Genomic DNA, 24,064 nt, shown 5'->3' with positions numbered 1-24,064 from the left:
ACGAGGGGGCGCATGACAGCCGAGATCATCGACGGCAAGGCGTTCGCCGCCGGCCTGCGCGAGCGGATTGCCGGGCATGTGCCCGCCTTTGTCGACGCGACCGGCCGCAAGCCGGGCCTCGCGGTTATCCTCGTCGGCGACGACCCGGCGAGCCAGGTCTATGTCGGTTCGAAGGGCAAGGCGACAGTGGCCGCCGGGATGGAAAGCTTCCAGCACGTCCTTCCCGCATCGACTGGCCAAGATGAACTGCTTGCGCTGATCGCCGAGCTCAATGCCGACGATACGGTCGACGGGATATTGGTGCAGCTGCCGCTGCCCGAGGGGCTCGACGAGGCCGTCACCGTCGCGGCGATCGATCCGGCGAAAGATGTCGACGGTCTCACGGATGCCAATGTCGCCCGGCTGGCCAACAACGAGGCGGGACTGGTTCCCTGCACGCCGCTCGGCTGCATGATGCTGCTGCACGATCGGTTGGGCGACCTGACCGGGCTCGATGCCGTCGTGGTCGGCCGTTCGCAGCTCGTCGGCCGGCCGATGGCGCAGCTGCTCGTCAATGCGAACTGCACCGTCACGATCGCGCACAGCCGGACGCGCAATCTGCCCGATATCGTCCGCAAGGCCGATATCGTCGTCGCCGCGGTCGGGCGCGCCGAGATGGTGAAGGGCGACTGGCTCAAGCCCGGCGCGACGGTCATCGATGTCGGGATCAACCGTCTGGCACCGACCGAGGAAGGGAAGAAGGGCAAGTTGGTCGGCGATGTCGCCTTTGCCGAGGCCGAGCATGTGAAGGCGATCACGCCCGTGCCCGGCGGCGTCGGGCCGATGACGATAGCCGTCCTGTTGCGCAACACGCTGGTCGCCGCACGTGCGCGGGCCGGGCTCGATCCGGTGGAGGGCCTGTGAGCGCGCTGGCGCTACTGCTCGCGTTGGCGTCGCCGGCCGACGAGGCGATCGCGGCCGAGCGCGCCTTTGCCGCGGCGGCGCAGACGGAGGGCCAATGGACGGCCTTTCGCGCCTTCGCGGCAGAAAGGGCTTTTCTCTTCACCCCCTATCCCAACTATGCGCGCGAGGTGCTCGCCGATGCCGAGAATCCGCTGGTATCGGTGATGTGGTGGCCCGCACGCAGCTTCGTATCCTGCGATGGGGCGATGGCGGTCAATATCGGGCCCTGGGTCCGTCCGGGGCCGCGCCACGGCTATTTCATTACCGTTTGGGAGCGGCAGGCGGACGGTGAGTGGCGCTGGCTGCTGGACGACGGCGCCGATCTCGAGGTACCGATGGCGGCTGGGGAAGCGCCTATAGTCAGACAGGCCGATTGCGAATCGATCCCGACAGGCCGGCGCTTGGCAGAGACGATCCATGACGGACCCCGCCCCCATGGCGCATCGCCGGACCGCACTTTGAGCTGGTCATGGACGCCAAGCGGACCGGGCGTTCTGACGATCCGTTTCTTCAATGGCGATGAGATGGAAACCGTATTTACCCACGAAACGGCGCCGGCGCGATGATCGAACTGTTCGTTTCCGCCTTTATCACCTTCTTCGTGATCATCGACCCGCCGGGCAACGCGCCGATCTTCGCCAGTCTGACGACGGGCGCGACGCCGCGGCAGCGCCGTTCCATGGCGGTACGCGCGATCGTGATCTCGGCGATCATACTCGTTTTCTTCGCCCTTTTCGGCGAGCAGCTGCTCGGCGCGCTGCACATCAGCCTCGACGCGTTCCGGATCGCCGGCGGGATCATGCTGTTCCTGATAGCGTCTGAAATGGTGTTCGAAAAACGCACGCAGCGCCGTGAGGACCGGGCGCAGAAAATCATCGACACGCCCGAGATCGAGGACGTTTCGGCGTTTCCGATGGCGATGCCGATGATCGCCGGGCCCGGCACGATTGCCGCGATCATGCTGCTTCAGGCGCGCAGCACGGGGATCGAGGAGTCGCTGGTCGTCCTCGCCGCGCTCGGCATCATCCTGCTGTTGACGCTCGCCGCGCTGCTCGCCGCGGGGCCTTTGATGAAATTGTTCGGGCAGCGCATCGAAGCGGTGATTACCCGGCTGCTCGGCGTCATCCTCGCCGCGCTCGCCGCCCAGTTCGTGATCGACGGGCTGGTCGGCGCGTTCGGGATCAGCGTACCCGCCACAGGGTGAAGGGCGAGTCCGCCGGCAATTCGACGGGCTCCAGCCAGTTCGGCGGTTCGCCCCGGCTGAGCCGGGCGTAACTGCTCGCCGGATCGTTCAGGCCGTAATGGCCCTCCCCCGGCATCCCGGGACAGAGCAGGATATGGCCGACGCCATAGCGGTCGACCGTCTCGCGCAGCCGGATGTCGGTACCGCGAAACCCGTGAAAGACGTCGAGCATCGCCACGCCGTTGCGGTGATAGGGGCCTGCAATGCCATTGTGCTGCGTCATCACGATGAGGCGTGGCGCGAGATCGATCGGCGTCAGGATCGTTGAATCGGGCAGGGCACGGATCGGTTCGAACGCCGCCCGCTCGGAACAGGTCAGCGCCTCGCTATCGGTCCGTTCGGTCTCTGCCGGTTCGGGAAAGGCGCTGATCGGGATGACGGCCCAGAGTCCGGTCATCAGCGCAAGCGCTGCCAGCGATCCGCCGACCCGCGGCAGCATATGCGCGGAGGCCCGCCAGCGCGGGAGGAAATGCATGCCGAGCATCGCCGCGCCGGGAATGGCGAGCAGCTGGGCCGCGGGCGCAGTGCGCACCTGCCAGAACAGGAGCGCGAAGCTCGCCAGTGCGATGCCGGACAGCGCGAGCATCGCCGCCAGCCCTTCGCCCGTTTTCCGCGCGCCGGCGATACCGATCGCATATCCGGCCAGCCCGGAGAGCGGCAGCGCGACGATCAACAGCGCCTTGCGCCAGTCCTGCTGATAGAGCGGCCGGGCCTCCTGCACATTGTCGAGCCATAGCCTTTGCAGTTCGGCGCTCACGCCCTCCGGCCGCCCGAGGCAATCGGGCCAGGCCAGAGCAAAGCCGATCGCCAGCGCCGCGCCCGCGAGGCTGCCCAGGCCGAACCGGGCGATCCAGCCGCGCAGCGGCAGGAAGGCGAGCAGGACGAGCAGCGCGCTGGCCGCGGCGACGGCGGAGAGCCAGACCGGCGACAGCGCATCGCAGACGGCGAGGCGGTTGGCGGTGGAAGCGAACAGCGCGAAGCCGATCGCCGCACCGCCGCCCAGCGCCGCGCCATAGGCGGCGATGCGCGGGCTTTCGGCGCGGTCGCGCACCCAGAACAGCGCGGTCGCCGCGCCGACCAATCCGAGAAAGATCAGCATTTCGAGCCCGATCGTCAGCGACAGGGCGCTGGCGATCCCGCTCGTGGCGCCGCCGCGCGCGGATCGCGGATCGGCGAGCCCGGCTATTGCGAACGCGAGCATGGCGAGCTGCCAGCCATGATGGTCGATCCGCAGCGGCAGCCACATCGGCATCAATATGCCGGCGCACAATGTCGCGAGCAGCGCGATCGGCCAGGCGATCGGCGCGACGATCCGGCGGGCGATGAGCGCGATCGCGAACAGCCCGATGGCGAACGGAAGCAGCGGCGCCAGCGCCACGGCCCAGCGCTCGGCCGCCGCGCCGCCGAGCAGCGGCTCGAGCAGCAGGACAAGACCGGCGATCGGCAGATCCGGCAGATGCGACCAGTGAATATTTGCGCCTGTCGGCGGCGTCAGCCTGTATTGCGTCAGGTCGTACCAGGGTTGGCCGGCGAGCAGAGCGCGGACCTGCGCCAGCCGCAGATTGTCGTCGGTATCGCCAAGCGCCAGAGCGGCGATATCGGGCATCCGCGCGAAGATCATCAAGATGGCGATGGCCAGCCAGACGGCGAGGACACCCATCCGCCAGCGATTTTCGATCCAATCCATTCCCCAGGCGCCTCTCGCTGCGATCTTTCTCGACCATGGCCGAACAAGGTTAAAGTCGTGTTAGCCATTGGGCCTTATGGCAAGATCGAGATTGAACGGCTAAGGACGGCAACATATGGCTGACCACCAATATTCGGGCGATTTTTACGATTATATCGACGCGGGATCCCGGGCATCGGCGCGGACGGTCGCGGGGCTGCTGCTCGGCGAGTTCGAGATCGGCAGCCTGCTCGACGTCGGCGCCGGTCACGGCGCCTGGGCTGCAGAATGGATGGCGGCGGGCGTCGACACGGTGGTTGCCGTCGACGGCGATTATGTCGACCGGACGAAACTGGCGATCCCGGCCGACAATTTCCGGCCGCACGATCTGTTGCAGCCGCTCGATCTGGGGCGCAAGTTCGATCTGGTCCAGTCGCTCGAAGTTGCCGAACATCTGCCGGCCGCCGTCGCGCGGCAATTCGTCGAGACACTCGTCCGGCATGGCGATGTCGTCCTGTTTTCGGCGGCCGTCCCGCATCAGGGCGGCGAACATCATGTCAACGAGCAGGTGCCCCAATATTGGCGCGAGCATTTCGCTGCGCATGGCTATGCCGCCTATGACTGGGTGCGCCCGCAACTCGCCGGTCATGCCCACGTCATGCCGTGGTACCGGTTCAACTCGGTGCTTTATGCCAATACCGAAGGTGCCCGGCGGCTCTCGGCCGCGATCCGCGACACCCGGATTGACGACGACGCATTGCTGCCGATGGCCGGCGATCTGAAATGGCATGCGCGCCGCGCGATGGTCCGGCTCATTCCCGAGAGCCTCGTCAAGCCGGTCGCCATGGCGAAGGCCAGTATCGAGGCGCGGCTGCGCCGGCGGGCCGCCTGATGCGGTTTGCGATGACGGCGGCGATGGAAAAGCGCCCGCATGCGTCGCAAGCGGCTACGCAGCTCGTCCGGTACGGGCTCACTGGCGGGTTCGTTACTGCATTGGGCGCCGCCATCTATTACGGCTGCGCGGAATTCCTGGACATCTACCCCCTGGTGGCGAATAGCATCGCCTGGATCACCGGCGTCGTCGTCGGCTATATTCTCCACAGCCAGTTCAGCTTTCGCGGTCACGGCCGGCGGGACAATGTCGGGCGGACCGGCGGCCGGTTCATCGCCGTCAACATTGTCGGCTTCGCGATCAATTCCTTGTGGGTCTGGTCGTTGGTCGAATTACTCGGCGGTGCCAATTGGTGGCCGTTGATCCCGATGGTCATCGCCACCCCGCTGATCACCTTCCTGCTCCATCGCTACTGGACGTTCGGCTGAGGCGTCGACCCCGAGCCGCGCCTCGCTCGTTGCGCCGCCCTTGATCTCGGACACGATATAGAGCGGGCGCTGCTTGTTCTGATTGTACATGCGGCCGATATATTCGCCCATCAGGCCGAGCACGAACATCTGGATCGCGCCGAGGGTGACGACGACGAGCATCAGCGACGTCCAGCCCTGGACGGCCTCGCCGGAAAGCCAGCCGATCAGGATGTAACCGATCAGCGCGCAGGATGCGAAGGCGAGACCGATGCCGACATGGCTCGCCAGCTTGAGCGGCGCGGATGAGAAGGCGGTCAGCGCATCGAGCGCGAAACGGACCATCTTGCGCAGCGGATATTTGGTCTCGCCGGCATAGCGCTCGTCGCGGTCATAGCTCAGCGGAACCTGCTTGAAGCCGATCCAGGAAACCATCCCGCGGATGAAGCGGGCATTTTCGGGCATCGAGAGAAACACGTCGAGCGCCCGGCGGCTCATCAGGCGGAAATCGCCGGTATCGACGGGAATCCGGGTGTCCGTCGCGCGGCTCAAGAGCCGGTAGAAAGCGGCGGCGGTCGCGCGCTTGAAAGCGGTCTCACCCTCGCGGCGGCGGCGGACGCCATAGACGACATCGGCCTGTTCGGAGTGCATCGTCTCGAGCATCGGGCCGACCAGTTCGGGCGGGTCCTGCAGATCGGCGTCGATGACGAGGATGGCCTCGCCGCGGCACAGGTCGAGCCCGGCGGTGAGCGCGAGCTGGTGACCGTGGTTGCGGGACAGGTTGATCGCGGTCAGCTGCGGATCCCGGTCGGACAGCGCGCAGATCTTGGACCATGTCGCGTCGCTCGAACCGTCGTTGACGAAGATGATCTCGTATGAGCCGACCGGCAGCGCGGCGGCCGTGATGCGCCGGTGCAGTTCCTCGATGCATTGGGCCTCGTTGTAGCAGGGCACGACGACCGAGAGCATCGGGGCGGCGTTGGCGAAAGCGGCATGTTTCACGATCGGGAATCCCTTTCGATGCGATACAATATGGTGCGATCGTCCGAATAGAGCGGGCGCAGATCGGTCGGCATGGCGAGCGTTTCGGGATCGAAATCGATCACCCAGACATAATCGAACCGGTCGCGTGGTATGCGATCGATGCGCCGGCGGATCTCGCGGCCGATTTCGGCGTCAGGCCCTGCGGCCGCGATCACGTGGGAGGGCGAGGCGTTAAACGGCGTGCCGAGACCGCCAAGCGGGCGCAGCAATTGCGCCCCGGGGACGTCCCACTCAGTATTGGTGAACGCGTCGCGCCGGACGATGGCGAGCGATGCGGCATATTCGAGGCGCTCCCGGCGCCACGGCCGGTCGTGGTTCAAGGGAACGAGGACGACGATGCGCGCGCCGCGCTCGACCTGTTCGAGCGCCGCCAGATGCTGTTGCAGGTCGCGGTCATAGGTGAAGAATCCTGCAGTGCTCGCGGCAATCCTGACGAGGATCAGGGCGCAGGCGGCCAGCGCCATGTTCCGGGCCATCCGCCCGGTTTCGGCATCGACCCGGATGGCGAGGATCGCTACGGCCAGCGCCACAGGCCAGAGCCGGGAATCGGCGAAAGCCGAGCCGAAGAGGCGGAACGGGAACAGGGTGCCGAGCGCGAAAAAGGCGAGCGCCGGGATGCCGAGCGTGGGCGAGACGGAAAGCCCGCGCTTTCTGAGCGCGGCATAGATGAGCAGCATGACTAGGCAGATTGAGAAGATGTCGAGGACCATCGACTGATCGCGCAGCGATTGCAGAAACGTCGCGATCTTGGAGGGGAAATGGAACCAGCCTGCAGTTAGTGCATCGGCGCCTTCGGACCGCCAGATCAGCATCAGTGGAAGCGGTGCAGCCAGCGGCAGGGTTCGCAGCGCGGGTTCGACAAGGAGCGGGCGTAGGTTGCGATGGCCTGCCTGCCATGCTCGGCCGATTTCGGCTCCGCCGCACAATATTCCTAATATGCCCCAAGCATAGACATGGACGATCCATGTCAGCAGGCTGGCGGGCAGAAAGAACAGCGCCATGCGCGGCAGCGATACGCCGCGTTCGCGCCATGTTAGCCAGAGGGCACAGAAATGAAAGCCGAGCGCGGTGCCCAGCCAGAAATTCACGAAACCGAACTGGAAGGGATAGGCGAGCGCGAAAGGTAGCGCTGCGAGTGCCGTCGCAGGCACCTGTCCGTGCACACGCTTGGCGAGATGCAGAAAGCCGGACGCCATGAGCGGCGGTATGCAGAGTACGATCAGCCATATGGCGCGCTCCATGCCCATGATCCGGCTCAGCGGGATGGTGAGGAGATCGACGCCCAGATTGGCGACCAGCGCCCAGTGGAAGGCCCAGTTTCGCTGGATGAACGGATTGTCGGCGATTTCGGCTTGGATATGGTAACGGCCCGCATGGCCATAAAGGTCGATCAGCGGAGGAAAGGAGGTGACTGCGACGGGAAGTGCGGTCGACAGGCACAAAACGGCGAGAACCCAAGAGCTTTGCCACCATTGTTTGGGCAAGGAAGGTGCAATGTTTTTCACACCCTGCAAGTGGCGGAATCGTTTTAAAATATGGTTAAGAACACGCTAATTTGCCGGCGCTAGGAGGCGGTCTGCGGGGCCGACTTCAAGCCCGGGCGAGGCGACCCCAGGGAGTGACTGGCCTGGCCAGCGCGTCGGCGAAATGACCGGCAAGCTTCCAGAAGGCCAGCGTCAGCGCGGCCGAAATGAGGCCGTCAAGAGCATAGTGCCAGCCGAGATAGACCGACCCGACCCATATCAAGACCGCATAGGCGATCATCGCATAACCAAGCCAGCGGTTGATCCTGTAGGCGCCGATCGCAAACAGTACCGAAAGGCCGTTATGAACGGACGGCATGGCCGAAATTCCGCCGCCCAGCACCAGCCCGTCAGCATCGCGCGCGGCGAGCAGGGCCGCCATATTGTTGAGCGCCTGCACATTGGCGCCCCGCGCCTCGAGGATGGTGTCATGTTCGCGCAGGACCGCCATCATTTGCGCGTAGCTGTCATGAGAACCGACGAAATCGTTGTAGAAACAAGGCCCGGCCGAGGGGAACAGGAAAGCCATGATGCTGCCGAGTCCGATCCAGACGAAAATATAGCTGAACAGATATTGGGTGCGGACGCGATAGTTTTCCGGCCCCAGAAAGGCGCAGATGATTACGCCTATCGACATCGGCAGGAACCATGCGTGATAGGACAGGTCGATGAAGAGCGTTGCGCTAGTCGATCCGAACAGGTCATGGAAGAATATCCAGCCGTCTTCGCCGAAGAACAACCAGCGATCGGCCTCGGCGAGCCAGCCGTCATGCGCAAAGGGCCGGGTGGCCAAGATCTTCTGCTTGAAGGCGTTGAACGCGGTCAGCAGAATTGCGAAGAGCAGCGGCGGCCAGACGATCTTGACGAAGCGATGCTCGTCCCATTGCCGCTCGCCCCAGTCGCGGATCACGGCGAGCGGCGATGGGGCTTCCATGCCCTTTTGCGGCCGGTTCCTCCAGAGCAGTATCGTAAGACCGAAAATGCCGGCCGCGAAGAGCAATGCGAAGGCGGCGGTCAGGTAGTTGCGAAATAATGCGATAAAGCTGTCCGACGGGACGCGGTCATGCCCGAAAACCCATATGAAATAGAAGGCGGTAGCCAGAAAACCCCAAAGGGCGGCGCGTGCTTCCCGAAAGTCCGTCATTGGTCCGCCTGTCTTGGTTTGATCGACAGCCAGGGTGATCGCAGCAAGGTTTAAACTTTTGGTTAAGAAAGGCTTGCAATCGGTTGGTTTCAGCGCGCCTCGGCGAACAGCCAGCCGCCGATCATCGCGGCCAGCAGTGCGCCGGCGATCTGCGCGATGAGAAACGGCCCGACATCGGCGGGTGCGATGCCGGCGAAGGTGTCGGAGAAGGCGCGGGCCACGGTGATCGCGGGATTGGCGAAGCTCGTCGAACTCGTGAACCAGTAGCCGGCGCTGATATAGAGGCCGACCGCGGGCGCGACCCAGGCCGGGCGGTAGCGGACCGCGCCGAGGATCGTGAAGATCAGGCCGAACGTGGCGATCGCCTCGCCGGCCCATTGTCCGGTCCCGGTTCGCGTCTTGGACGAGAATTGCAGGATGTCGAGATCAAACATCAGATGTGCGGCCCAGACGCCGATAATGCCGCCGGCGAGCTGGGCGAGAATGTAGAGCGCGGCCTCGCGTCCGGGCAGTTCGCGGCGGACGAAAGCCACCAATGTGACCGCCGGGTTGAAATGGGCGCCCGACAATGGCGCGAAGATCAGGATGATCACGAACAGGATCGCGCCGGTAGCCAGTGTGTTGCCGAGCAGCGCGATGGCGACATTGCCGCCCGACAGCGTCTCGCCCATGATGCCCGAGCCGATCACGACGCAGAACAGGAAGAAGGAACCGATCGCTTCGGCCGTCAGCCGGCGGGCGAGGCCCGGATGGACGGCGGCGCGCGGCTGCTCGTCGCGGATCATGTCTTCGGACATGCGTTCTCTAGCGGGCGGTTTTCAGGCTATTTTTGGGTCAGGCGCAACAGCCGCAGCCGCCGGTTCCCAGCTTGCCGTTGGTGTCATCAAGTGCGGCGACCTGGGCTGCCGAGGGGCCGCTGCCATAATGGGTGGCCTCGCCATGGGTCAGGAAGGTCTCCCAGACGACGCCGTCCGGATCGCTGACCCAGCTCTTCTCGGACTGGGCGTAACAGCAGGTCGTTTCGCCTTCCTCGAGCACCGGCCGTCCGGCCTTTTCCAGCTGGCCGTAAATCGCGGCGAGTTCGTCTGCGTCCTCGGCCTGGATACCCAGATGCTCGACGCCGGTTTGCGCATGGTTGCCGGCCGAGATCGCGAAATTGACGCGCGGATCGTCGAGCATCCATTTGGCGTAATCGGGCTTGATGACGCTCGGCTCGGTTCCGAACAGGGTCGAGTAGAAGGCGATCGAGGCGTCGAGATTGTCGACACCGACATGGACATGCAATCGTTTCATGAGGTTATCCTTTCAAGGGAACTGGAGAGTTCGGTGACGCAGCCTTTCCCGCCGCAGCAATTTTCCATCAGATAGCCGACCAGCCGGTTCATCGCCGCATAGTCGGCACGATAGATGAGCGAACGTCCGTCGCGCGTCCGGCTGATCAGCTCCGATCGTTCGAGATGGGCGAGGTGGAAGGAGAGCGAGCTGTTGGGAATGCCGAGCCGGTCCGCGATCCCGCCGGCCGTCATGCCGCTTTCGCCGCACTGCACGAGCAGACGAAACACGGCGAGGCGGTTGGACTGGGCGAGCGCGCCGAGAGCGTCGACGGCTTGCTGTTCCCTGAAGATGTCGGTTCCATCATCCATATTTCGATATTTCCAGAATTATCGAAATATGTCAAGCGCGATATACGAGAGACGGCGCCGCCCTTGTCGAGGCTTCGGCGAAGCTGCATCACAGCCTGAAAAAAGGAGGGGATCGCATGGAAAATTTCGTCTTCGGGCTGTTCGCGACCGACGAACTGCTCGTCACGCCGGCTTCGCAGATGGGCGACATGCTGCCGATGCATGTCTGGCTTTGGCTCTACTGGCTGCTGGCCATCGGCGCGACATCGCTATTCTGGTCGTTCCGCAAGGTCGAGGCGCGCTATGTGGCGCTGGCCTATATCCTGACTTTCGCCGCCTCTTTCATCGTCACGCAGGTGTCGGGGCCCGATGCCGTGCTCTACGTATCGCTGTCGCTGTTCCACGTTATCTTCTGGACACCGGTGCTCGCCCTGCTCATCCTGCGGCGCGCCAAGGCCAATTTTTCCAGCCTGTACGGCGTCTGGCTGTCGCTTGCGATGGCCACGATGGCGATCTCGCTGGTCTTCGATTATCGCGACGTGATCGCCTATCTGCTGATGTAAGGCCGGGCCCGGGCCTAGCGCGTCCTGCGGCCGAGCAATCTCAGCCGCAGCGCGTTGAGCTTGATAAACCCTTCGGCGTCGCGCTGGTCATAGGCGCCGGCATCGTCCTCGAAGGTCACCACGTCCTGGCTGTAGAGATTGAAGGCGACGTCCGCCTTGCGGCCGACCACATCGACAGAACCTTTGTAGAGCTTGAGCCGGACCGTGCCCGTCACATCCTGCTGGCTGTGATCGACCGCCGCCTGCAGCATCTCGCGTTCCGGGCTGAACCACAGGCCGTTATAGATGAGCTCCGCATAGCGCGGCATCAGTTCGTCCTTGAGGTGCATCGCGCCGCGGTCGAGCGTCAGCTGCTCGATCCCCCGATGCGCGGCGAGCAGGATCGTGCCGCCCGGCGTCTCGTACATGCCGCGCGACTTCATGCCGACGAAACGGTTCTCGACGAGATCGAGCCGGCCGATGCCGTGCGTCTTGCCGAGATCGTTGAGCTTGGCGAGCAGGCTGGCGGGCGAAAGCGTATCGCCGTCGATCGCCACCGGATCGCCATGCTCGAAATCGATCTCGACATATTGCGGCCTGTCGGGCGCATCCTCGGGATTGTCGGTGCGCGAATAGACATAGTCCGGCGTCTCTTCCCACGGATCTTCGAGCACCTTGCCCTCCGACGATGTGTGGAGGAGATTGGCATCGGTCGAGAAGGGCGCTTCGCCGCGCTTGTCCTTCGAGACCGGGATATGGTGCGCTTCGGCGAATTCGATCAGCTTGGTCCGGCTCGTCAGGTCCCATTCGCGCCAGGGCGCGATCACCTTGATGTCCGGATCGAGCGCATAATAGCCGAGTTCGAAACGGATCTGATCGTTGCCCTTGCCGGTCGCGCCATGGGCGACGGCATCGGCGCCGACCTGATGCGCGATCTCGATCTGCCGCTTCGAGATCAGCGGCCGGGCGATCGACGTGCCGAGCAGATACAGGCCTTCATAGACGGCATTGGCGCGAAACATCGGGAAGACATAGTCGCGGACGAATTCCTCGCGCAGATCGTCGATGAAGATATGCTCGTCCTTGACACCCGCCATCTGCGCCTTGCCGCGCACCGGCTCAAGCTCCTCGCCCTGGCCGAGATCGGCGGTGAAGGTTACGACCTCGCAGCCATATTCGACCTGCAGCCATTTCAGGATGACGCTCGTGTCGAGCCCGCCCGAATAGGCCAACACGACGCGGTTGATTTTCTCGGCCATCGGCACGCTTCCCGTATTGCGTTATGAAACAGACCGACGCGGCCTATGCGCTACGCGGGATTCGCGCAACACTGGTGGTGAGGAGATGGTCAGATGGCTGAGAACAAGACGAAGCCGACGGAGAAAAGCCCGGCCGATTTCATCGAGGCTGTGGAACCGGAATGGAAACGCGAGGACGCGAAAACCGTCTGCGCGCTGATGGAGCGCCTCTCGGGCGAGAAACCGAAAATGTGGGGGCCGTCGATGATCGGCTTCGGCCAATATCACTATAAATATGAAAGCGGTCGGGAGGGCGACATGCTGCTCACCGGCTTCAGCCCGCGCAAGACGGCGCTGACGCTCTATGTAATGGGCGGTTTCAAGCAGCGGCCCGAGCTGATGGAGCGGTTGGGAAAATACAAAACCGGCAAATCCTGCCTCTATGTGAAGCGCCTCAGCGATATCGACATGGATGTCCTCGAGGAACTCATCGCCGCCGATCTCGCCTATATGCGCGCCAATTACGATACGGCGTGAGATTCCGTCGACGAACCGATCGGCCGCGTTAAAGCGGGATACAGGGCGCGGTCCCTATATCGGACTCAACGATGAATTGCGCCGGCCGACGCTATGGGCCGGCGCCGGCAGGAGTTGAGTTTGTGGACCGTTCCATCACCATCGGACTGGTGTCATTTGCCGTGACGGCGTCGCTATTGGCCATTCCCGCAATCGCCAATTCGCACGGCGGCCGCGACTGGGCCGAGCCGATGACGCGCGCGCAGATGGAAAGCCGGATCGCCGAGCGTTTCGCCGAAGCCGATACCGATGGCAGCGGTACCGTCAGCCGCGAGGAAGCCGCCGCGCACAGCGCCGAGCGCCGCGCGGCCCGCCAGGCCCGCCGCTTCGATCGCATGGATGCCGATGGCGATGGCGAGGTCAGCTTCGCCGAACGCGACGCCGCCCATGCCGGCTTCATCGAGCGGCGCGGTATCCATCGCGGCGCGATGATCGCCGAGGAACGCGACATGCGCGGCCGCCTGACACCTGAAGAATTGGCGGCATTGCCCGAAGGCGCCCTCCGGACGGCGCCGCCCGCAGCGCGCGAAACCCGGCGCGCTGCCCGTATCGAACGCCGGAACCAGGCCTGGGCGGCCGCCGATGCCGACGGCGATGGCGCGCTCGACCGCGACGAATTTGCCGACCTGCATGCAGCCCGCGAAGACCGCCGCGCCGAACGTCGCGCCGGCCGCTTCGATCGGATGGATGGCGATGGCGATGGTGTGTTGACGCTTGCCGAGGCCTCGGTCCGGCCGCTGGCGATGTTCGAACGCGCCGATACCGATGCCGACGGTGTGATCACGCGTGCCGAACGCCGCGCCGCGCGCCAGGCGATGCGCGCGGAGCGCCGCCAGCGCCGCTGAACAGTTCCCGCTCCCATAGCGGAAAAGGGAAGAGTCGGGGCAGAAATGCGCCGGCTCTTTTCGTTCGGCGGCATATCCGCCCAGCTGAGCCGCTTGCAGGTCGTCAAAAAAGACACTAGTCGTAATTGAGGAATTGTCGATCGGGAGGATGCCGGATGCGGCACGGAAAAGCGATCTTCGGCGGGGCGGTCGCGCTGGCGCTGGCGGGCTGCGGCGGGCTGACGGAACAGGCGGCCGGGCTGACGGCCGACGAGGTGATCGCGCGTCATGTAGAAGCGATCGGCGGGGCCGAGGCGGTCCAGGCGCTCGAGAATATCCGGATCCGGCCCGAAGTTGTCGAGCCCGATTTCACGGTGCTGGGCGACTATCGGGCGACCCGGGAAGGCCGGATGCGGGTCGATGTATACGCGGGCGGCGAGCGCGTGTTCAGCGAGGGAATCGACGGCGATGGCGGCTGGCAGCAGGCGGGGGCGGGCGCCGAATTCACCGAAACCACGCCGATCGCCCGCCAGGCGCTGGCCCATGGGGTCGAGTTCAACCTGTTCGGGCTGCACGACCTCGCTGTGCGCGGCCATCGCGCCTCCCTGTTCGGCCGCGAAGAGATCGACGGCGTCGACTATTATGTCATCCATGTCGCGATGGAGGACGGGTTCGAACGCTATTTCTTCATCAACCCCGGGACCTGGCTGATCGAACGGTATCGCGAAGTCAGCGCGCTGCATCCGGATATCGATGCCGAGGCGCGCCCCGCCGAGACGATCCAGGGTAATTTCCAGGAAAGCTGCGGCGTGCTCCGCGCCACCGAAACCCGCAAGGTCGATCGCGAAACGGGACAGGAGATACAGCGGACCCGGACCCTGTCCGTCGAGTGCAACGTGGATCCCGATAGCCTGAACATCGGCCGCAACGAACCGGCGATGCCGCCCGCGTGAAGAAACCTCCGAAGAAACAGGCGTCAATGTCCTAGTATCACCGGCGTTTTTCCGATTATGTCCGCGCCATGGGAGCGGGGCATTCGCATCACGGGCATGATCATGGGCACGGGCACAGCCATGCACCGGCCGATTTCGGCCGCGCGTTCGCGATCGGGATCGCGCTCAACACCATCTATATCGTCGTCGAGGCCGGCTATGGTTTCGCGATCGGATCGATGTCGCTGCTCGCCGATGCCGGGCACAATCTGTCGGACGTCCTCGGCCTGATCATCGCCTGGGCCGGGGCGACGCTGGCCAAGCGGCCGCCGAGCAAGCGCTACACATTCGGCTTTCGCGGTTCCTCGATCCTCGCCGCCCTGTTCAACGCCGTGCTGCTGCTCATTGCGGTCGGGCTGATCGCGCTCGAGGCGATCCAGCGGATCGTCTACCCCGCGCCGGTCGCCGGCGGCACGATCATGATCGTCGCGGCGATCGGCATCGTGATCAACGGCGCGACGGCGATGCTGTTCGCGCGCGGCCGCAAGGGCGATATCAATATCCGCGGGGCCTATCTGCACATGGCGGCGGACGCGGCGGTGTCGGCCGGCGTCGTGATCGCCGGCGGGCTCATCCTCTGGACCGGCGCCAACTGGATCGACCCGGCGACGAGCCTCGTCATCGGACTGGTCATCCTGCTCAGCACCTGGGGCCTGTTGAAGGATGCGGTGAAGATGTCGCTCGCCGCCGTTCCCGAGCATATCGATACCGACGAAGTACGCGCCACGCTCGAGGCGATGGACGGTATCGCCCAGGTCCATCATCTCCATATCTGGAACATGAGCACGACCGAAACCGCGCTGACCGCGCATATCGTGATGCCGGCCGGCCATCCGGGCGACGCCTTTCTCGCCGAAGTTCAGGCGCGGCTCGCCGACCGGTTCCATATCGGCCATTCGACGATCCAGATCGAGCGCGGCGATACGCCGGGCGATTGCGACGGTTGCTGAAGACAGGGACCGTCAGAGGATGGCGCGGAGCCGCGTCTTCTCCTGTTCCAGATAGTTGCGGGTGAGCGGCACGGCGTCGCGCCGCCGGACATACTGGATCTGGTAGTTGCAGGTGCCGCCATAGCGGAACGAGGCTCCCGCGCCGCTCAGATAGAAGAGCCACATGCGATAGAAGCGCTCGTCATATAGCTCGACGATACGCTCGCGCGCGGCCCTGGTCCGGTCGTACCAATGATCGAGCGTCATCGCGTAATGGACGCGCCACATCTCGATATCGGTCGCCATCAGTTTCGCCTTTTCGCTGGCCGGCACGATCTCCGAAAGCGCCGGGACGTATGAGCCGGGAAAGGTGTATCTGGACGTGAAGGCGTCGGTGCCGTTGGGGACGCCGATCCGCCCGATCGTGTGGAGCAGCATCACGCCGTCCTCGGTGAGCAGGTTGTGGCAGTCGCGGAAGAAGCGGCTGTAATTGGGCGGGCCGACATGTTCGAACATCCCGACCGAAACGATCCGGTCGAACCGCCCCTCGACATCGCGATAATCGGCGAGTTCGAAACGCACCTTGTCGGCAACGCCGGCATCGGCGGCGCGTCGCCGGGCGGCCGCAAGCTGTTCCTCGCTCAGCGTAATGCCGAGCACCCCGCCGCCCGTCACCCTGTGGATCGCGAGCGCCATGCCGCCCCATCCGCTGCCGATATCGAGCACGCGCACCCCGGGCTTGAGCGCCAGTTTGGCAAGGATGTGGATGATCTTGGCGCGCTGGGCCGCCTCGAGGCTCATCCCCGGATCCTCGAAATAGGCGCAGCTATACTGCATGTCCTCGTCGAGAAAGAGCCGGAACAGTTCGTCCGAAAGATCGTAATGATGGGCGACGTTGCGCTTCGAACGGCGGCGCCAGTTGAAATGGTCGAGGCGCTGGCGGGTCGCCTGGCGGGCGCGTTTCAGCATTCCGCGCGGGGCGAGGCGCCCGGCCTTCTCCCATTGCTGGTTCTGGCGGATCAGGGTGATCAGGTCGCGGATCTCCCCGCGTTCGACCCGCATCCGGCCGTCCATATAGGCTTCCGCCGCGCCGAGCCGCGGGTCGGCCGCAATCGCCCGTGCGGTGCCTGGCTCGGTCAGGCGAACCGCGACGTCCGGGAAATCCGTGTCGCCGTCGCCATAGCGATATACGGTGCCGTCCGCGTCGGTCACCGCCAGCCTGCCGCGCTTGATCAGGCGGCCCAGAAACTTGTCGAGCAGCCACATGGCCCTATGCTTTCACTGTTGCCGGTCCAGTGCAAGCCGGTTCGGCCGAAACGCGCGGCGGGTTACCGTCGTCCCGAAACGGACATTCGCAGACATATCGAAGGACGAGTATCATGGCCCAGGACCCCACTCCGCTGACGATCGACCCCGATCCGCTTGCGCCCTATGCGATCGCGCCGGGCTGGCGGGTCGGCGATCTGCTCTTCCTCTCCGGCCAGGCGGCGATCGACGAACAGGGGAGAATCGTCGGCGCCGGCGATTTCGAGACGCAGCTTGCCCGGACCTTCGCCAATATCGACCGGGTTCTGGAGGCCGGGGGCAGCCGTCGCGAGCGGATCGTCAAGGTCACGATCTACCTGACCGACATGGGCCATTTCCCGGCGATGGTCGAAGCGCGCAAACGCTATTTCACGCCGCCCTGGCCGGCCGATACGATCGTCGAGGTCAGCGCGCTGGCGCTCCCCGAACTGATGGTCGAGATCGACGTGATCGCGGCTGCAGATTAGCCCAGCGCGGCCTGCTTCTCTTCCGCCAGCCGATCCAGCTCCGCGCGCGATTTTTTCTCGGACGCCGATTTCAGTTGGCCGCAGGCGGCCATGATGTCGCGGCCGCGCGGCGTGCGGATCGGGGCGCTGATCCCGGCATCGAAGATGATTTCGGAGAAGCGCGCGATCCGGTCCGGGTCCGAACATTCATAGGCCGCGCCGGGCCAGGGGTTGAACGGGATCAGATTGACCTTGGCGGGCAGCTTATACTGCTTGATCAGCCGGACGAGTTCGCGCGCGTCCGCGTCGCTGTCATTCTTGTCCTTCAGCATCACATATTCGAACGTGATGCGCCGCGCATTGTTGGCGCCCGGATAGTCGGCGCAGGCCTGGAGCAGCTCCTCGATCCCGTATTTGCGATTGAGCGGCACGATCTCGTCGCGCACCTCCTTGGTTACGGCGTGGAGCGAGACGGCGAGATTGACGCTGATTTCCTCGCCCGCGCGCTCGATCATCGGAACGACGCCCGAGGTCGACAGCGTGATCCGGCGGCGCGACAGGGCGAGCCCTTCGGCATCCATCACGATCTTCATCGCGTCGCGGACATTGTCGAAATTGTAGAGCGGCTCGCCCATGCCCATCAGCACGATGTTGGTGAGCATCCGTCCGTGCGGATCGTAATTGCTCGATTCGCCCGGTCCCGGCCATTCTTCCAGCGTGTCGCGCGCGAGCATGACCTGGCCGACGATCTCGCCGGGCGTCAGGTTGCGCACGAGGCGCATCGTGCCGGTGTGGCAGAAGCGGCAGTTGAGCGTGCAGCCGACCTGGCTCGAGATACACAGCGTGCCCCGGTCCGCATCGGGAATGAAGACCATCTCGTAATCCTGCCCGTCGACCGTCCGCAGCAGCCATTTGCGCGTCCCGTCTTCGGACACGAGATGCTCGACGATCTCGGGCCGCCCGATGACGAAATGATCGGCGAACCAAGGCTGTTGCGCTTTGGCGATATCGCTCATCTCGGCGAAATCGGTTTTCCCGCGATGATAGATCTGGTGCCAGACCTGCTTGGCGCGCAGCTTAGCCTGTTTGGGCGCGAGTCCCGCCGCTTCGAACGCGGCCCGGATCTCGGCCCGCGGCAATCCGAGGATATCGATACGGCCATCGTCGCGCGGCGCGATATCGCGCGGCACGGGGACGGGATCGACCGTTCCGGGGCGGTTCATGGGGGCGGAGGATGCGCTCATGCGGCGCCATTTAGGGGTAATGGTCGAGATTTGCGAGTCGGGGATGTTCCCAAAGACCTCCGGCTTCGCTTGATGCGCGACGCAGGGCATTTGTTTGTCAGAACGTTGCTAGCGGGCCGGTACGGCGATTTCCCGACAGGGAAATTCTGACAAAGGAATCTGCGGCGCTCGACCGACAGGTCGAGTCTGACAAAAAGTAAGTCAGCAAACGTTCAACTTGTCGCACAGCCCAACGCCGCCGCGTCGATCGCGCTTGCCGCGCCGCGCAGGCTGTAATTGTCGACGAAACGGCCGGCCCTGCGCGACCGGGCCTCGATCCGCATGGAGGTGCCGCCGCGGATCGCGGCGACGATGGCCGCATCGTCGCGGCTCGATCCCGCCCATGCATCGGGTCCGCGCCCGACCAGTTCGAACCGGCGGGACCCGATGGTGAGGATCGGCCTGCTGTCCTCGCGCATCTCGCGGCGGAGGCGGAAATGGACCTGGCCCCGCCGGTCGCGGTCCGGCCAGGTCCCGATCGAGGCAAAGGGCTCCCAGTCACCCCGCCGTTCGCGGTCCGGCCGCACGATCGCATAGCAGCGTGGGGTCTCGGGATCGCGAAACGCGCCCCAATTTCCGTACACGCCCAGCGAATCCCGCGCATGTCCGGCAGCGGGCAGCAGCAGTGAGACGGCGACGGCCATGGCGATACGGGCGATCATGCGCGCTCCCCGCCCGTGCCTTCGACGACCAGCGTTTCGACGCCATCCTCGATCATCACGACCGATCCCTGTGGCAATCCCGGCGCGACCGGCGCGCCATAGTCCGGCAGCGGATCGAGCCCGAGCAGCGCGCCCCTGAGCACCCGGCTCGATATGCCGTGCATGATCACCAGCTTGTCGCCGGGCGCCTCGCCATGTTCGTCGAACCAGTGGGTCACGCGCTCGGCGATTTCGGCGTAGCGCTCGCCGTCGGGCGCGGGTTTGAGCAACCGGCTTTCACCATCGACCACCGGCCCGTGCTCGGCGATCACATCGGCATAGTAGCGGCCGCCCCAGCTGCCCATGCCGATTTCGACGAGCCGGTGGTCATGCTTTGCCTCGTGCCAGTCCAGCCCGAGATGCTCGGCGATGATCGCCAGCGTCTGCAAGGCGCGGCCGGCGCTCGACGACCAGAGTGCCAGGTCGGGCCGCGGCCCGAGGCGATGGCGCAGCACCGCGCCCATCTCGTCCACCTGTTCGAATCCGGCGCGGGTCAGCGGCGTATGCGCATGATCGCCCTGCAATCGCGCGGCGGCGTTGAAGACGGTTTCGCCATGGCGGGCGATAAAGAGGCGGCCGGGCCTGTCCACGGCACGGCTGATCGCCAATCCGTTGCCCGAAAGCAACAGAAAACCGCCGTTTATCTGAGGTTCATGCAACTTTTCCCGCGGTCACTAGCTTAGCATTCGTCCCCCGGTTTTTGGGGTCGTGTAAAACTGTAGGAGTATGTTTCCATGCGTATGATCATTCTCGGCGCCGCGCTCGCGGCCGGCGTCTCCACCCCCGCCCTGGCCCAGACCGATGGCGACGCCTTCACCGGCTTCCGGCTGGAAGCGCTGGGCGGCTATGACAGCACCAATGCCGATAATGACGGCGATTTTTCGCCGGGTACGCAGGATCGTTTCGACGACGGCAGCGGTGAGGGGCTGGACGGTTTCCTCTACGGTATCGGCGTCGGCTATGATTTCGCGGTCGGCGGTGCCGTGCTCGGTATCGAGGGCGAATGGACCGATTCCACCGCCGGCGAAACCGACGACGGCGCGTTCGGCGCCGGCAGCAGCGCCTCGTTCGAGGCCGAACGCGATTTCTACGTGGGCGCCCGCGTCGGCGTTCCCGTCGCGTCTCAGGCGCTACTCTATGCCAAGGGCGGCTACACCAACGCCCGGTTCGGCCTCGATGCCGATGACGGCGCCGGTTTCGCCCAGGATTTCGACGCCACGCTCGACGGCTTCCGCGTCGGCGCGGGCATCGAATATCTGCTCGGCCGCAACGTCTACGGCAAGGTCGAATATCGCTATTCCAACTATAGCGATCTCGAAGTCGATGTCGCCGACACCAATATCAATTTCGACGATTTCGACGTGAACACGGACCGGCACCAGGTGCTGGCCGGCGTCGGCATCCGCTTCTAGCGCGCAAAGCCGTCGAACACTTGCAAGGAGGGGCCGGGGCATATCTTCCGGCCCCTTCTTCACGTCTACGCCAACCGATATTGGTACGTTTCGTACTGATATGAACGGGAGATGACCAACCGGTTTGCCGTTGGTTCATCTCATGAAACCTACCGCGAAGGCGATCTGCATCTCAGGTCGTTGTAAACGGGAGTATTTCATGCACAAATTCACCATGGCCGGGCTCGCCGCCGGGCTGATCGCGTCCCCCGCCGCCGCCCAGTCGGCCAACGATTTTTCCGGGTTCCGCCTGGAAGCGCTGGGCGGCCTCGACGAGTTCGAGGATGACGAGGGCGCGGTCTACGGCGCCGCTGCCGGCTATGATATCCGCTCGCGGAACTGGGTGTTCGGGGCGACCGGCGAGATTACCGACAGCTCGACCGAGGAATGCGCGACGTCGGTCGTTGCCGCCGGCGACGAGGTCTGCGCGCAGGTTGGCCGCGAATTCTATATCGGCGGCCGGGTCGGCCATGTCATAGCCGACAATCTGCTCCTTTATGGCGGTCTCGGTTACACCAATACGCGCCTCCGGGTCGTCACGATTGACCCGACCGGCGCCGAAACCAGCATCGCCTCGAATTTCGACGGCGTGCGCGCGACGCTCGGGCTCGAGCTCGGGATCAGCGACAATGCGTTCGCCCGGGTCGAGCTGCGCGGAACGGCGCTCGAAGAGGATTTCGAGCGGGGCCAGCTCATCGGCGGGCTGGGCATCCGCTTCTAGGCGTTACTATCCACAGGAAAGTCGCGAAAACGGGGGTCGGGGACTTGCTTTCCGGCCCCTTTTCCTTGCCATATTCGGCGATACAGGGCAGGACCCTTTTCCCAAATAATGACTATGCCGCGCGCAGGGGATAACGATGAAAGCGACGATTGAACGGGCAGTGCTTTTGAAGAGCCTTGGCCATGTGCAATCGGTGGTCGAACGCCGCAACACCATTCCGATCCTGTCCAACGTGCTGATCGAGGCTGTCGAGAGCGGCGGGCTGAAGCTCATGGCGACCGATCTCGACCTGCAGATCGTTGAAACCGTCGAGGCGCAGGTCGAACAGGCCGGCGCGACGACCGTCTCCGCGCACACATTGTTCGACATCGTTCGCAAGCTGCCCGAAGGAAGCCAGGTCTCGCTCGAAGCGGCCGAGGGCAAGATGGCGGTCAATGCGGGCCGGGCGCGCTTCAACCTCGCGACCTTGCCGCGCGACGATTTCCCGGTCATCGCCGAGGGCGATTTGCCGACGACGTTCGAATTGCCGGCGGCGTCGCTGCGCGAGATTGTCGACAAGACGCGCTTCGCGATCTCGACCGAAGAAACCCGCTATTATCTCAACGGTATTTTCCTGCACGTGACCGACGAGGACCAGCCGGTGCTCAAGGCCGCGGCGACCGACGGTCACCGGCTCGCGCGCTATACGCTGCCGCGTCCCGACGGCGCCGAAGGCATGCCCGACGTGATCGTCCCGCGCAAATGCGTCGGCGAGCTCAGGAAGATGCTCGACGAGCTCGACGGTACGGTGGAGATCGCATTGTCCGACAGCAAGGTCCGCTTCGGTCTCGGTACCGCCGTGATGACGTCGAAACTGATCGACGGCACCTTCCCCGACTATAACCGCGTCATCCCGACCGGGAACGACAAGCTGCTCAAGATCGATCCGCGCAGCTTCGAGGAGGGCGTCGACCGCGTCGCGACCATCGCCACCGAAAAGACACGCGCGGTGAAGATGGCGCTCGATACCGACAAGATCACGCTGTCGGTCACTTCGCCCGAAAACGGCACGGCCTCGGAAGAGGTCGCCGGCCAATATGGCTCGGATGGGTTCGAGATCGGCTTCAACGCGCGCTATCTGCTCGACATATTGGGTCAGGTGCAGGGCGATGCGATCGAGGTGCATCTCGCCGATGCCGCCGCGCCGACCCTGATCCGCGAGAATGACAAGGCGAGCGCGCTCTATGTGCTGATGCCGATGCGGGTGTGAGCGTCTAGCGCGATGCCCATGAAAGGCGGCCGATGAATATCCGCCGCCTCGGCCTCACCGATTTCCGATCCTATGAAACCGCGCTGATCGAACCCGGTCCGGGCTTTGTCGTGCTGACCGGCGAAAATGGCGCCGGCAAGACCAATGTCCTCGAAGCGGTGTCGCTGTTCACGCCGGGACGCGGGCTCAGGCGCGCGAAGTTGTCGGAGATGGCACGGGCTGATGGACCGGGCGGTTTTTCCGTCGCCGCCGTACTCGATGCGCCCGGCGGTGATGTCGATCTCGGCACGGGAACCCTGCCCGCGACACCCGATCGCCGCCAGGTGCGGATCAACGGCGGCACGGCGTCCGCGACCGCCCTGACCGAGTGGCTGTCGATCCTCTGGTTGACCCCGGCGATGGACCGGCTCTTCGCCGCCGCGCCGAGCGGCCGCCGCGCCTTTCTCGACCGGCTCGTGCTCGCGCTCGCACCCGGCCATGCGCATCATGCCTCGCGCTACGAGGCGGCGATGCGGGCGCGCAACCGGCTGCTGGCCGACGAGGCGCCGCTCGACGTCGAATGGTGCGCGGCGCTCGAAGCGCAGATGGCCGAGCATGGCGGAGCGGTGGCGGAGGCGCGCGCGCGGACGATCGCGGCGCTGAACGGACAGCTGGACGATCAGCCCGACGGGCCGTTCGCCAAGGCTCGCCTTGCGCTCGAAGGCTGGCGGCCGGCCGACGATTTTGGCACGGCGCTGGCGGCAGGACGGGACCGCGACCGCGCCGCCGGTCGCTCGCTCACAGGCCCGCACAGAAGCGATCTGGCGGTTACGCACCTTGGCAAGGAGCAGCCCGCCGATCGCTGCTCCACGGGCGAGCAGAAGGCGCTGCTGCTGGCCATCGTCCTCGCCCATGCCGATCTGGTTGCGGCGCGCGCCGGACGGCGGCCGCTGATCCTGCTCGACGAGGTCGCCGCCCATCTCGATCCGCTCCGCCGTGCGGCGCTGTTCGAGCGGCTGGCGGCCGGCGGCGGGCAGGTCTGGATGACCGGGACGGAGCCGGCCCTGTTCGGCGGGATCAATGGCGATGCGAGCCGATACGCGGTGCGCGGGGGAGGTATCCACCCGGCCTGAAGCCGCCGGCATGCCGCGCTTTCAATGTAGGAAATGCTGATATAGCATGGGCTGTCCCGAGGCCTGTGTTCCGGGCGTCGCGGGCGAATATCCCGGAGAATCGGGACAGCCTGTGTGTATACTATGTGAACTTTGCGCAATTATATTACGAGAGCGCGTTTTACCGGTTCATATTCAATGGCTTGACCGCGGCCCCCAATCCCCATGATTCC

27 protein-coding genes are annotated in these 24,064 nt (G+C 64.8%); 15 read left to right on the top strand and 12 right to left on the bottom strand.

Annotated features, from left to right (window positions below; genetic code table 11):
* The first annotated feature begins 12 nt into the window (after nucleotides 1-12).
* From folD to HFP57_RS11200, 3 genes are read left to right on the top strand one after another with little or no spacing between them, the layout of a single operon-like run.
* A complete protein-coding gene (folD, locus tag HFP57_RS11210; RefSeq protein WP_176869843.1) occupies nucleotides 13-903 on the top strand; it encodes a bifunctional methylenetetrahydrofolate dehydrogenase/methenyltetrahydrofolate cyclohydrolase FolD in 891 nt (296 codons plus the stop codon).
* Entirely contained in the window at nucleotides 900-1,508 is a 609-nt protein-coding gene (locus HFP57_RS11205; RefSeq protein ID WP_176869842.1) for a hypothetical protein, read from the top strand. The genes folD and HFP57_RS11205 overlap by 4 nt, the downstream gene beginning before the upstream one ends.
* A complete protein-coding gene (locus tag HFP57_RS11200; RefSeq protein ID WP_176869841.1) occupies nucleotides 1,505-2,146 on the top strand; it encodes a MarC family protein in 642 nt (213 codons plus the stop codon). The genes HFP57_RS11205 and HFP57_RS11200 overlap by 4 nt, the downstream gene beginning before the upstream one ends.
* Here HFP57_RS11200 and HFP57_RS11195 read toward each other — a convergent pair.
* Nucleotides 2,124-3,872 (bottom strand): AcrB/AcrD/AcrF family protein, encoded by a 1,749-nt coding sequence (locus tag HFP57_RS11195; protein WP_176869840.1) that lies wholly within the window; start codon nucleotides 3,870-3,872, stop codon nucleotides 2,124-2,126. The two genes, HFP57_RS11200 and HFP57_RS11195, sit on opposite strands and share 23 nt — an antisense overlap.
* A 115-nt stretch (nucleotides 3,873-3,987) precedes the next feature.
* Between HFP57_RS11195 and HFP57_RS11190 the strand changes: the two genes are divergently transcribed.
* Both HFP57_RS11190 and HFP57_RS11185 read left to right on the top strand, forming a co-directional pair.
* The gene (locus tag HFP57_RS11190) at nucleotides 3,988-4,743 is read left to right on the top strand and encodes a class I SAM-dependent methyltransferase (RefSeq protein WP_176869839.1); all 756 of its coding nucleotides are present in this window, start codon (nucleotides 3,988-3,990) and stop codon (nucleotides 4,741-4,743) included.
* Entirely contained in the window at nucleotides 4,743-5,171 is a 429-nt protein-coding gene (locus tag HFP57_RS11185; protein ID WP_246263118.1) for a GtrA family protein, read from the top strand. Before HFP57_RS11190 ends, HFP57_RS11185 begins: the two co-directional genes overlap by 1 nt.
* Here the strand turns inward: HFP57_RS11185 and HFP57_RS11180 are convergent.
* The 6 genes from HFP57_RS11180 to HFP57_RS11155 all read right to left on the bottom strand — a co-directional run bounded on the left by HFP57_RS11180 (nucleotide 5,076) and on the right by HFP57_RS11155 (nucleotide 10,504).
* On the bottom strand, nucleotides 5,076-6,152 hold the full coding sequence (locus HFP57_RS11180) for a glycosyltransferase family 2 protein (RefSeq protein WP_425500710.1): 1,077 nt from the start codon (nucleotides 6,150-6,152) through the stop codon (nucleotides 5,076-5,078). The two genes, HFP57_RS11185 and HFP57_RS11180, sit on opposite strands and share 96 nt — an antisense overlap.
* Entirely contained in the window at nucleotides 6,149-7,678 is a 1,530-nt protein-coding gene (locus tag HFP57_RS11175; RefSeq protein ID WP_176869838.1) for a hypothetical protein, read from the bottom strand. Before HFP57_RS11175 ends, HFP57_RS11180 begins: the two co-directional genes overlap by 4 nt.
* Before the next feature lie 106 nt (nucleotides 7,679-7,784).
* Nucleotides 7,785-8,861 carry a phosphatase PAP2 family protein gene (locus HFP57_RS11170; protein WP_176869837.1) on the bottom strand — a complete coding sequence of 359 codons (1,077 nt, stop codon included), beginning with the start codon at nucleotides 8,859-8,861 and terminating at the stop codon, nucleotides 7,785-7,787.
* Nucleotides 8,862-8,950: 89 nt separating this feature from the next.
* On the bottom strand, nucleotides 8,951-9,658 hold the full coding sequence (locus HFP57_RS11165; protein WP_246263116.1) for an aquaporin: 708 nt from the start codon (nucleotides 9,656-9,658) through the stop codon (nucleotides 8,951-8,953).
* Nucleotides 9,659-9,695: 37 nt separating this feature from the next.
* Entirely contained in the window at nucleotides 9,696-10,154 is a 459-nt protein-coding gene (locus HFP57_RS11160; protein WP_176869836.1) for an ArsI/CadI family heavy metal resistance metalloenzyme, read from the bottom strand.
* Nucleotides 10,151-10,504 carry an ArsR/SmtB family transcription factor gene (locus HFP57_RS11155; protein WP_176869835.1) on the bottom strand — a complete coding sequence of 118 codons (354 nt, stop codon included), beginning with the start codon at nucleotides 10,502-10,504 and terminating at the stop codon, nucleotides 10,151-10,153. Before HFP57_RS11155 ends, HFP57_RS11160 begins: the two co-directional genes overlap by 4 nt.
* 116 nt (nucleotides 10,505-10,620) lie before the next feature.
* Here HFP57_RS11155 and HFP57_RS11150 point away from each other — a divergent pair, with 116 nt between their 5' ends.
* Nucleotides 10,621-11,046: a hypothetical protein gene (locus HFP57_RS11150; RefSeq protein ID WP_176869834.1), complete on the top strand. Its 426-nt coding sequence runs from the start codon at nucleotides 10,621-10,623 to the stop codon at nucleotides 11,044-11,046.
* 14 nt (nucleotides 11,047-11,060) lie between these two features.
* On the opposite strand, the gene HFP57_RS11145 is transcribed toward HFP57_RS11150, so the two are convergent.
* On the bottom strand, nucleotides 11,061-12,284 hold the full coding sequence (locus HFP57_RS11145) for an argininosuccinate synthase (protein WP_176869833.1): 1,224 nt from the start codon (nucleotides 12,282-12,284) through the stop codon (nucleotides 11,061-11,063).
* Nucleotides 12,285-12,377: 93 nt separating this feature from the next.
* On the opposite strand from HFP57_RS11145, the gene HFP57_RS11140 reads away from it, so the two are divergent.
* The 4 genes from HFP57_RS11140 to HFP57_RS11125 all read left to right on the top strand — a co-directional run bounded on the left by HFP57_RS11140 (nucleotide 12,378) and on the right by HFP57_RS11125 (nucleotide 15,605).
* Nucleotides 12,378-12,800, top strand: coding sequence for a DUF1801 domain-containing protein (locus tag HFP57_RS11140; protein WP_176869832.1), 423 nt, complete (start codon nucleotides 12,378-12,380; stop codon nucleotides 12,798-12,800).
* Nucleotides 12,801-12,922: 122 nt separating this feature from the next.
* Nucleotides 12,923-13,684, top strand: coding sequence for an EF-hand domain-containing protein (locus HFP57_RS11135; protein ID WP_218135015.1), 762 nt, complete (start codon nucleotides 12,923-12,925; stop codon nucleotides 13,682-13,684).
* Nucleotides 13,685-13,839: 155 nt separating this feature from the next.
* On the top strand, nucleotides 13,840-14,616 hold the full coding sequence (locus HFP57_RS11130; RefSeq protein WP_176869830.1) for a hypothetical protein: 777 nt from the start codon (nucleotides 13,840-13,842) through the stop codon (nucleotides 14,614-14,616).
* A gap of 68 nt (nucleotides 14,617-14,684) precedes the next feature.
* Nucleotides 14,685-15,605 carry a cation diffusion facilitator family transporter gene (locus tag HFP57_RS11125; RefSeq protein WP_176869829.1) on the top strand — a complete coding sequence of 307 codons (921 nt, stop codon included), beginning with the start codon at nucleotides 14,685-14,687 and terminating at the stop codon, nucleotides 15,603-15,605.
* 12 nt (nucleotides 15,606-15,617) lie between these two features.
* Here HFP57_RS11125 and HFP57_RS11120 read toward each other — a convergent pair whose 3' ends face one another.
* Nucleotides 15,618-16,850 (bottom strand): SAM-dependent methyltransferase, encoded by a 1,233-nt coding sequence (locus HFP57_RS11120; protein ID WP_176869828.1) that lies wholly within the window; start codon nucleotides 16,848-16,850, stop codon nucleotides 15,618-15,620.
* 113 nt (nucleotides 16,851-16,963) lie between these two features.
* Here HFP57_RS11120 and HFP57_RS11115 point away from each other — a divergent pair, with 113 nt between their 5' ends.
* Nucleotides 16,964-17,356 (top strand): RidA family protein, encoded by a 393-nt coding sequence (locus HFP57_RS11115; protein ID WP_176869827.1) that lies wholly within the window; start codon nucleotides 16,964-16,966, stop codon nucleotides 17,354-17,356.
* Here HFP57_RS11115 and rlmN read toward each other — a convergent pair.
* From rlmN to HFP57_RS11100, 3 genes are all read right to left on the bottom strand, one after another.
* Nucleotides 17,353-18,579: a dual-specificity RNA methyltransferase RlmN gene (gene rlmN / locus HFP57_RS11110; protein ID WP_246263114.1), complete on the bottom strand. Its 1,227-nt coding sequence runs from the start codon at nucleotides 18,577-18,579 to the stop codon at nucleotides 17,353-17,355. The genes HFP57_RS11115 and rlmN overlap by 4 nt on opposite strands.
* A gap of 212 nt (nucleotides 18,580-18,791) precedes the next feature.
* Nucleotides 18,792-19,280 carry a hypothetical protein gene (locus HFP57_RS11105; protein WP_176869826.1) on the bottom strand — a complete coding sequence of 163 codons (489 nt, stop codon included), beginning with the start codon at nucleotides 19,278-19,280 and terminating at the stop codon, nucleotides 18,792-18,794.
* Nucleotides 19,277-19,909 carry a histidine phosphatase family protein gene (locus HFP57_RS11100; RefSeq protein WP_246263112.1) on the bottom strand — a complete coding sequence of 211 codons (633 nt, stop codon included), beginning with the start codon at nucleotides 19,907-19,909 and terminating at the stop codon, nucleotides 19,277-19,279. Before HFP57_RS11100 ends, HFP57_RS11105 begins: the two co-directional genes overlap by 4 nt.
* Before the next feature lie 144 nt (nucleotides 19,910-20,053).
* Between HFP57_RS11100 and HFP57_RS11095 the strand changes: the two genes are divergently transcribed.
* The 4 genes from HFP57_RS11095 (at nucleotide 20,054) to recF (ending at nucleotide 23,852) form a co-directional block, all read left to right on the top strand.
* On the top strand, nucleotides 20,054-20,731 hold the full coding sequence (locus HFP57_RS11095) for an outer membrane protein (protein WP_176869824.1): 678 nt from the start codon (nucleotides 20,054-20,056) through the stop codon (nucleotides 20,729-20,731).
* A gap of 199 nt (nucleotides 20,732-20,930) precedes the next feature.
* Entirely contained in the window at nucleotides 20,931-21,491 is a 561-nt protein-coding gene (locus tag HFP57_RS11090; protein WP_176869823.1) for an outer membrane protein, read from the top strand.
* 136 nt (nucleotides 21,492-21,627) lie between these two features.
* Entirely contained in the window at nucleotides 21,628-22,740 is a 1,113-nt protein-coding gene (dnaN, locus tag HFP57_RS11085) for a DNA polymerase III subunit beta (RefSeq protein WP_176869822.1), read from the top strand.
* 32 nt (nucleotides 22,741-22,772) lie between these two features.
* On the top strand, nucleotides 22,773-23,852 hold the full coding sequence (gene recF / locus HFP57_RS11080; RefSeq protein ID WP_176869821.1) for a DNA replication/repair protein RecF: 1,080 nt from the start codon (nucleotides 22,773-22,775) through the stop codon (nucleotides 23,850-23,852).
* The last annotated feature ends 212 nt before the right edge of the window (nucleotides 23,853-24,064 follow it).

The sequence above is a fragment of the Parasphingopyxis algicola genome (assembly GCF_013378075.1).
GTDB classification, from domain to species: Bacteria; Pseudomonadota; Alphaproteobacteria; order Sphingomonadales; family Sphingomonadaceae; genus Parasphingopyxis; species Parasphingopyxis algicola.
This window is presented reverse-complemented; position numbering and strand designations above follow the sequence as displayed.

What these genes read in the sequence shown, in the direction of transcription:
- folD (WP_176869843.1), top strand. Translation starts at nt 13, where the DNA reads ATGACAGCCGAGATCATCGACGGCAAGGCGTTCGCCGCCGGCCTGCGC.
- HFP57_RS11200 (WP_176869841.1), top strand. Translation starts at nt 1,505, where the DNA reads ATGATCGAACTGTTCGTTTCCGCCTTTATCACCTTCTTCGTGATCATC.
- HFP57_RS11195 (WP_176869840.1), bottom strand. Translation starts at nt 3,872, where the DNA reads ATGGATTGGATCGAAAATCGCTGGCGGATGGGTGTCCTCGCCGTCTGG.
- HFP57_RS11190 (WP_176869839.1), top strand. Translation starts at nt 3,988, where the DNA reads ATGGCTGACCACCAATATTCGGGCGATTTTTACGATTATATCGACGCG.
- HFP57_RS11185 (WP_246263118.1), top strand. Translation starts at nt 4,743, where the DNA reads ATGCGGTTTGCGATGACGGCGGCGATGGAAAAGCGCCCGCATGCGTCG.
- HFP57_RS11170 (WP_176869837.1), bottom strand. Translation starts at nt 8,861, where the DNA reads ATGACGGACTTTCGGGAAGCACGCGCCGCCCTTTGGGGTTTTCTGGCT.
- HFP57_RS11165 (WP_246263116.1), bottom strand. Translation starts at nt 9,658, where the DNA reads ATGTCCGAAGACATGATCCGCGACGAGCAGCCGCGCGCCGCCGTCCAT.
- HFP57_RS11160 (WP_176869836.1), bottom strand. Translation starts at nt 10,154, where the DNA reads ATGAAACGATTGCATGTCCATGTCGGTGTCGACAATCTCGACGCCTCG.
- HFP57_RS11155 (WP_176869835.1), bottom strand. Translation starts at nt 10,504, where the DNA reads ATGGATGATGGAACCGACATCTTCAGGGAACAGCAAGCCGTCGACGCT.
- HFP57_RS11150 (WP_176869834.1), top strand. Translation starts at nt 10,621, where the DNA reads ATGGAAAATTTCGTCTTCGGGCTGTTCGCGACCGACGAACTGCTCGTC.
- HFP57_RS11145 (WP_176869833.1), bottom strand. Translation starts at nt 12,284, where the DNA reads ATGGCCGAGAAAATCAACCGCGTCGTGTTGGCCTATTCGGGCGGGCTC.
- HFP57_RS11140 (WP_176869832.1), top strand. Translation starts at nt 12,378, where the DNA reads ATGGCTGAGAACAAGACGAAGCCGACGGAGAAAAGCCCGGCCGATTTC.
- HFP57_RS11130 (WP_176869830.1), top strand. Translation starts at nt 13,840, where the DNA reads ATGCGGCACGGAAAAGCGATCTTCGGCGGGGCGGTCGCGCTGGCGCTG.
- HFP57_RS11125 (WP_176869829.1), top strand. Translation starts at nt 14,685, where the DNA reads ATGGGAGCGGGGCATTCGCATCACGGGCATGATCATGGGCACGGGCAC.
- HFP57_RS11120 (WP_176869828.1), bottom strand. Translation starts at nt 16,850, where the DNA reads ATGTGGCTGCTCGACAAGTTTCTGGGCCGCCTGATCAAGCGCGGCAGG.
- HFP57_RS11115 (WP_176869827.1), top strand. Translation starts at nt 16,964, where the DNA reads ATGGCCCAGGACCCCACTCCGCTGACGATCGACCCCGATCCGCTTGCG.
- rlmN (WP_246263114.1), bottom strand. Translation starts at nt 18,579, where the DNA reads ATGAGCGCATCCTCCGCCCCCATGAACCGCCCCGGAACGGTCGATCCC.
- HFP57_RS11105 (WP_176869826.1), bottom strand. Translation starts at nt 19,280, where the DNA reads ATGATCGCCCGTATCGCCATGGCCGTCGCCGTCTCACTGCTGCTGCCC.
- HFP57_RS11095 (WP_176869824.1), top strand. Translation starts at nt 20,054, where the DNA reads ATGCGTATGATCATTCTCGGCGCCGCGCTCGCGGCCGGCGTCTCCACC.
- HFP57_RS11090 (WP_176869823.1), top strand. Translation starts at nt 20,931, where the DNA reads ATGCACAAATTCACCATGGCCGGGCTCGCCGCCGGGCTGATCGCGTCC.
- dnaN (WP_176869822.1), top strand. Translation starts at nt 21,628, where the DNA reads ATGAAAGCGACGATTGAACGGGCAGTGCTTTTGAAGAGCCTTGGCCAT.
- recF (WP_176869821.1), top strand. Translation starts at nt 22,773, where the DNA reads ATGAATATCCGCCGCCTCGGCCTCACCGATTTCCGATCCTATGAAACC.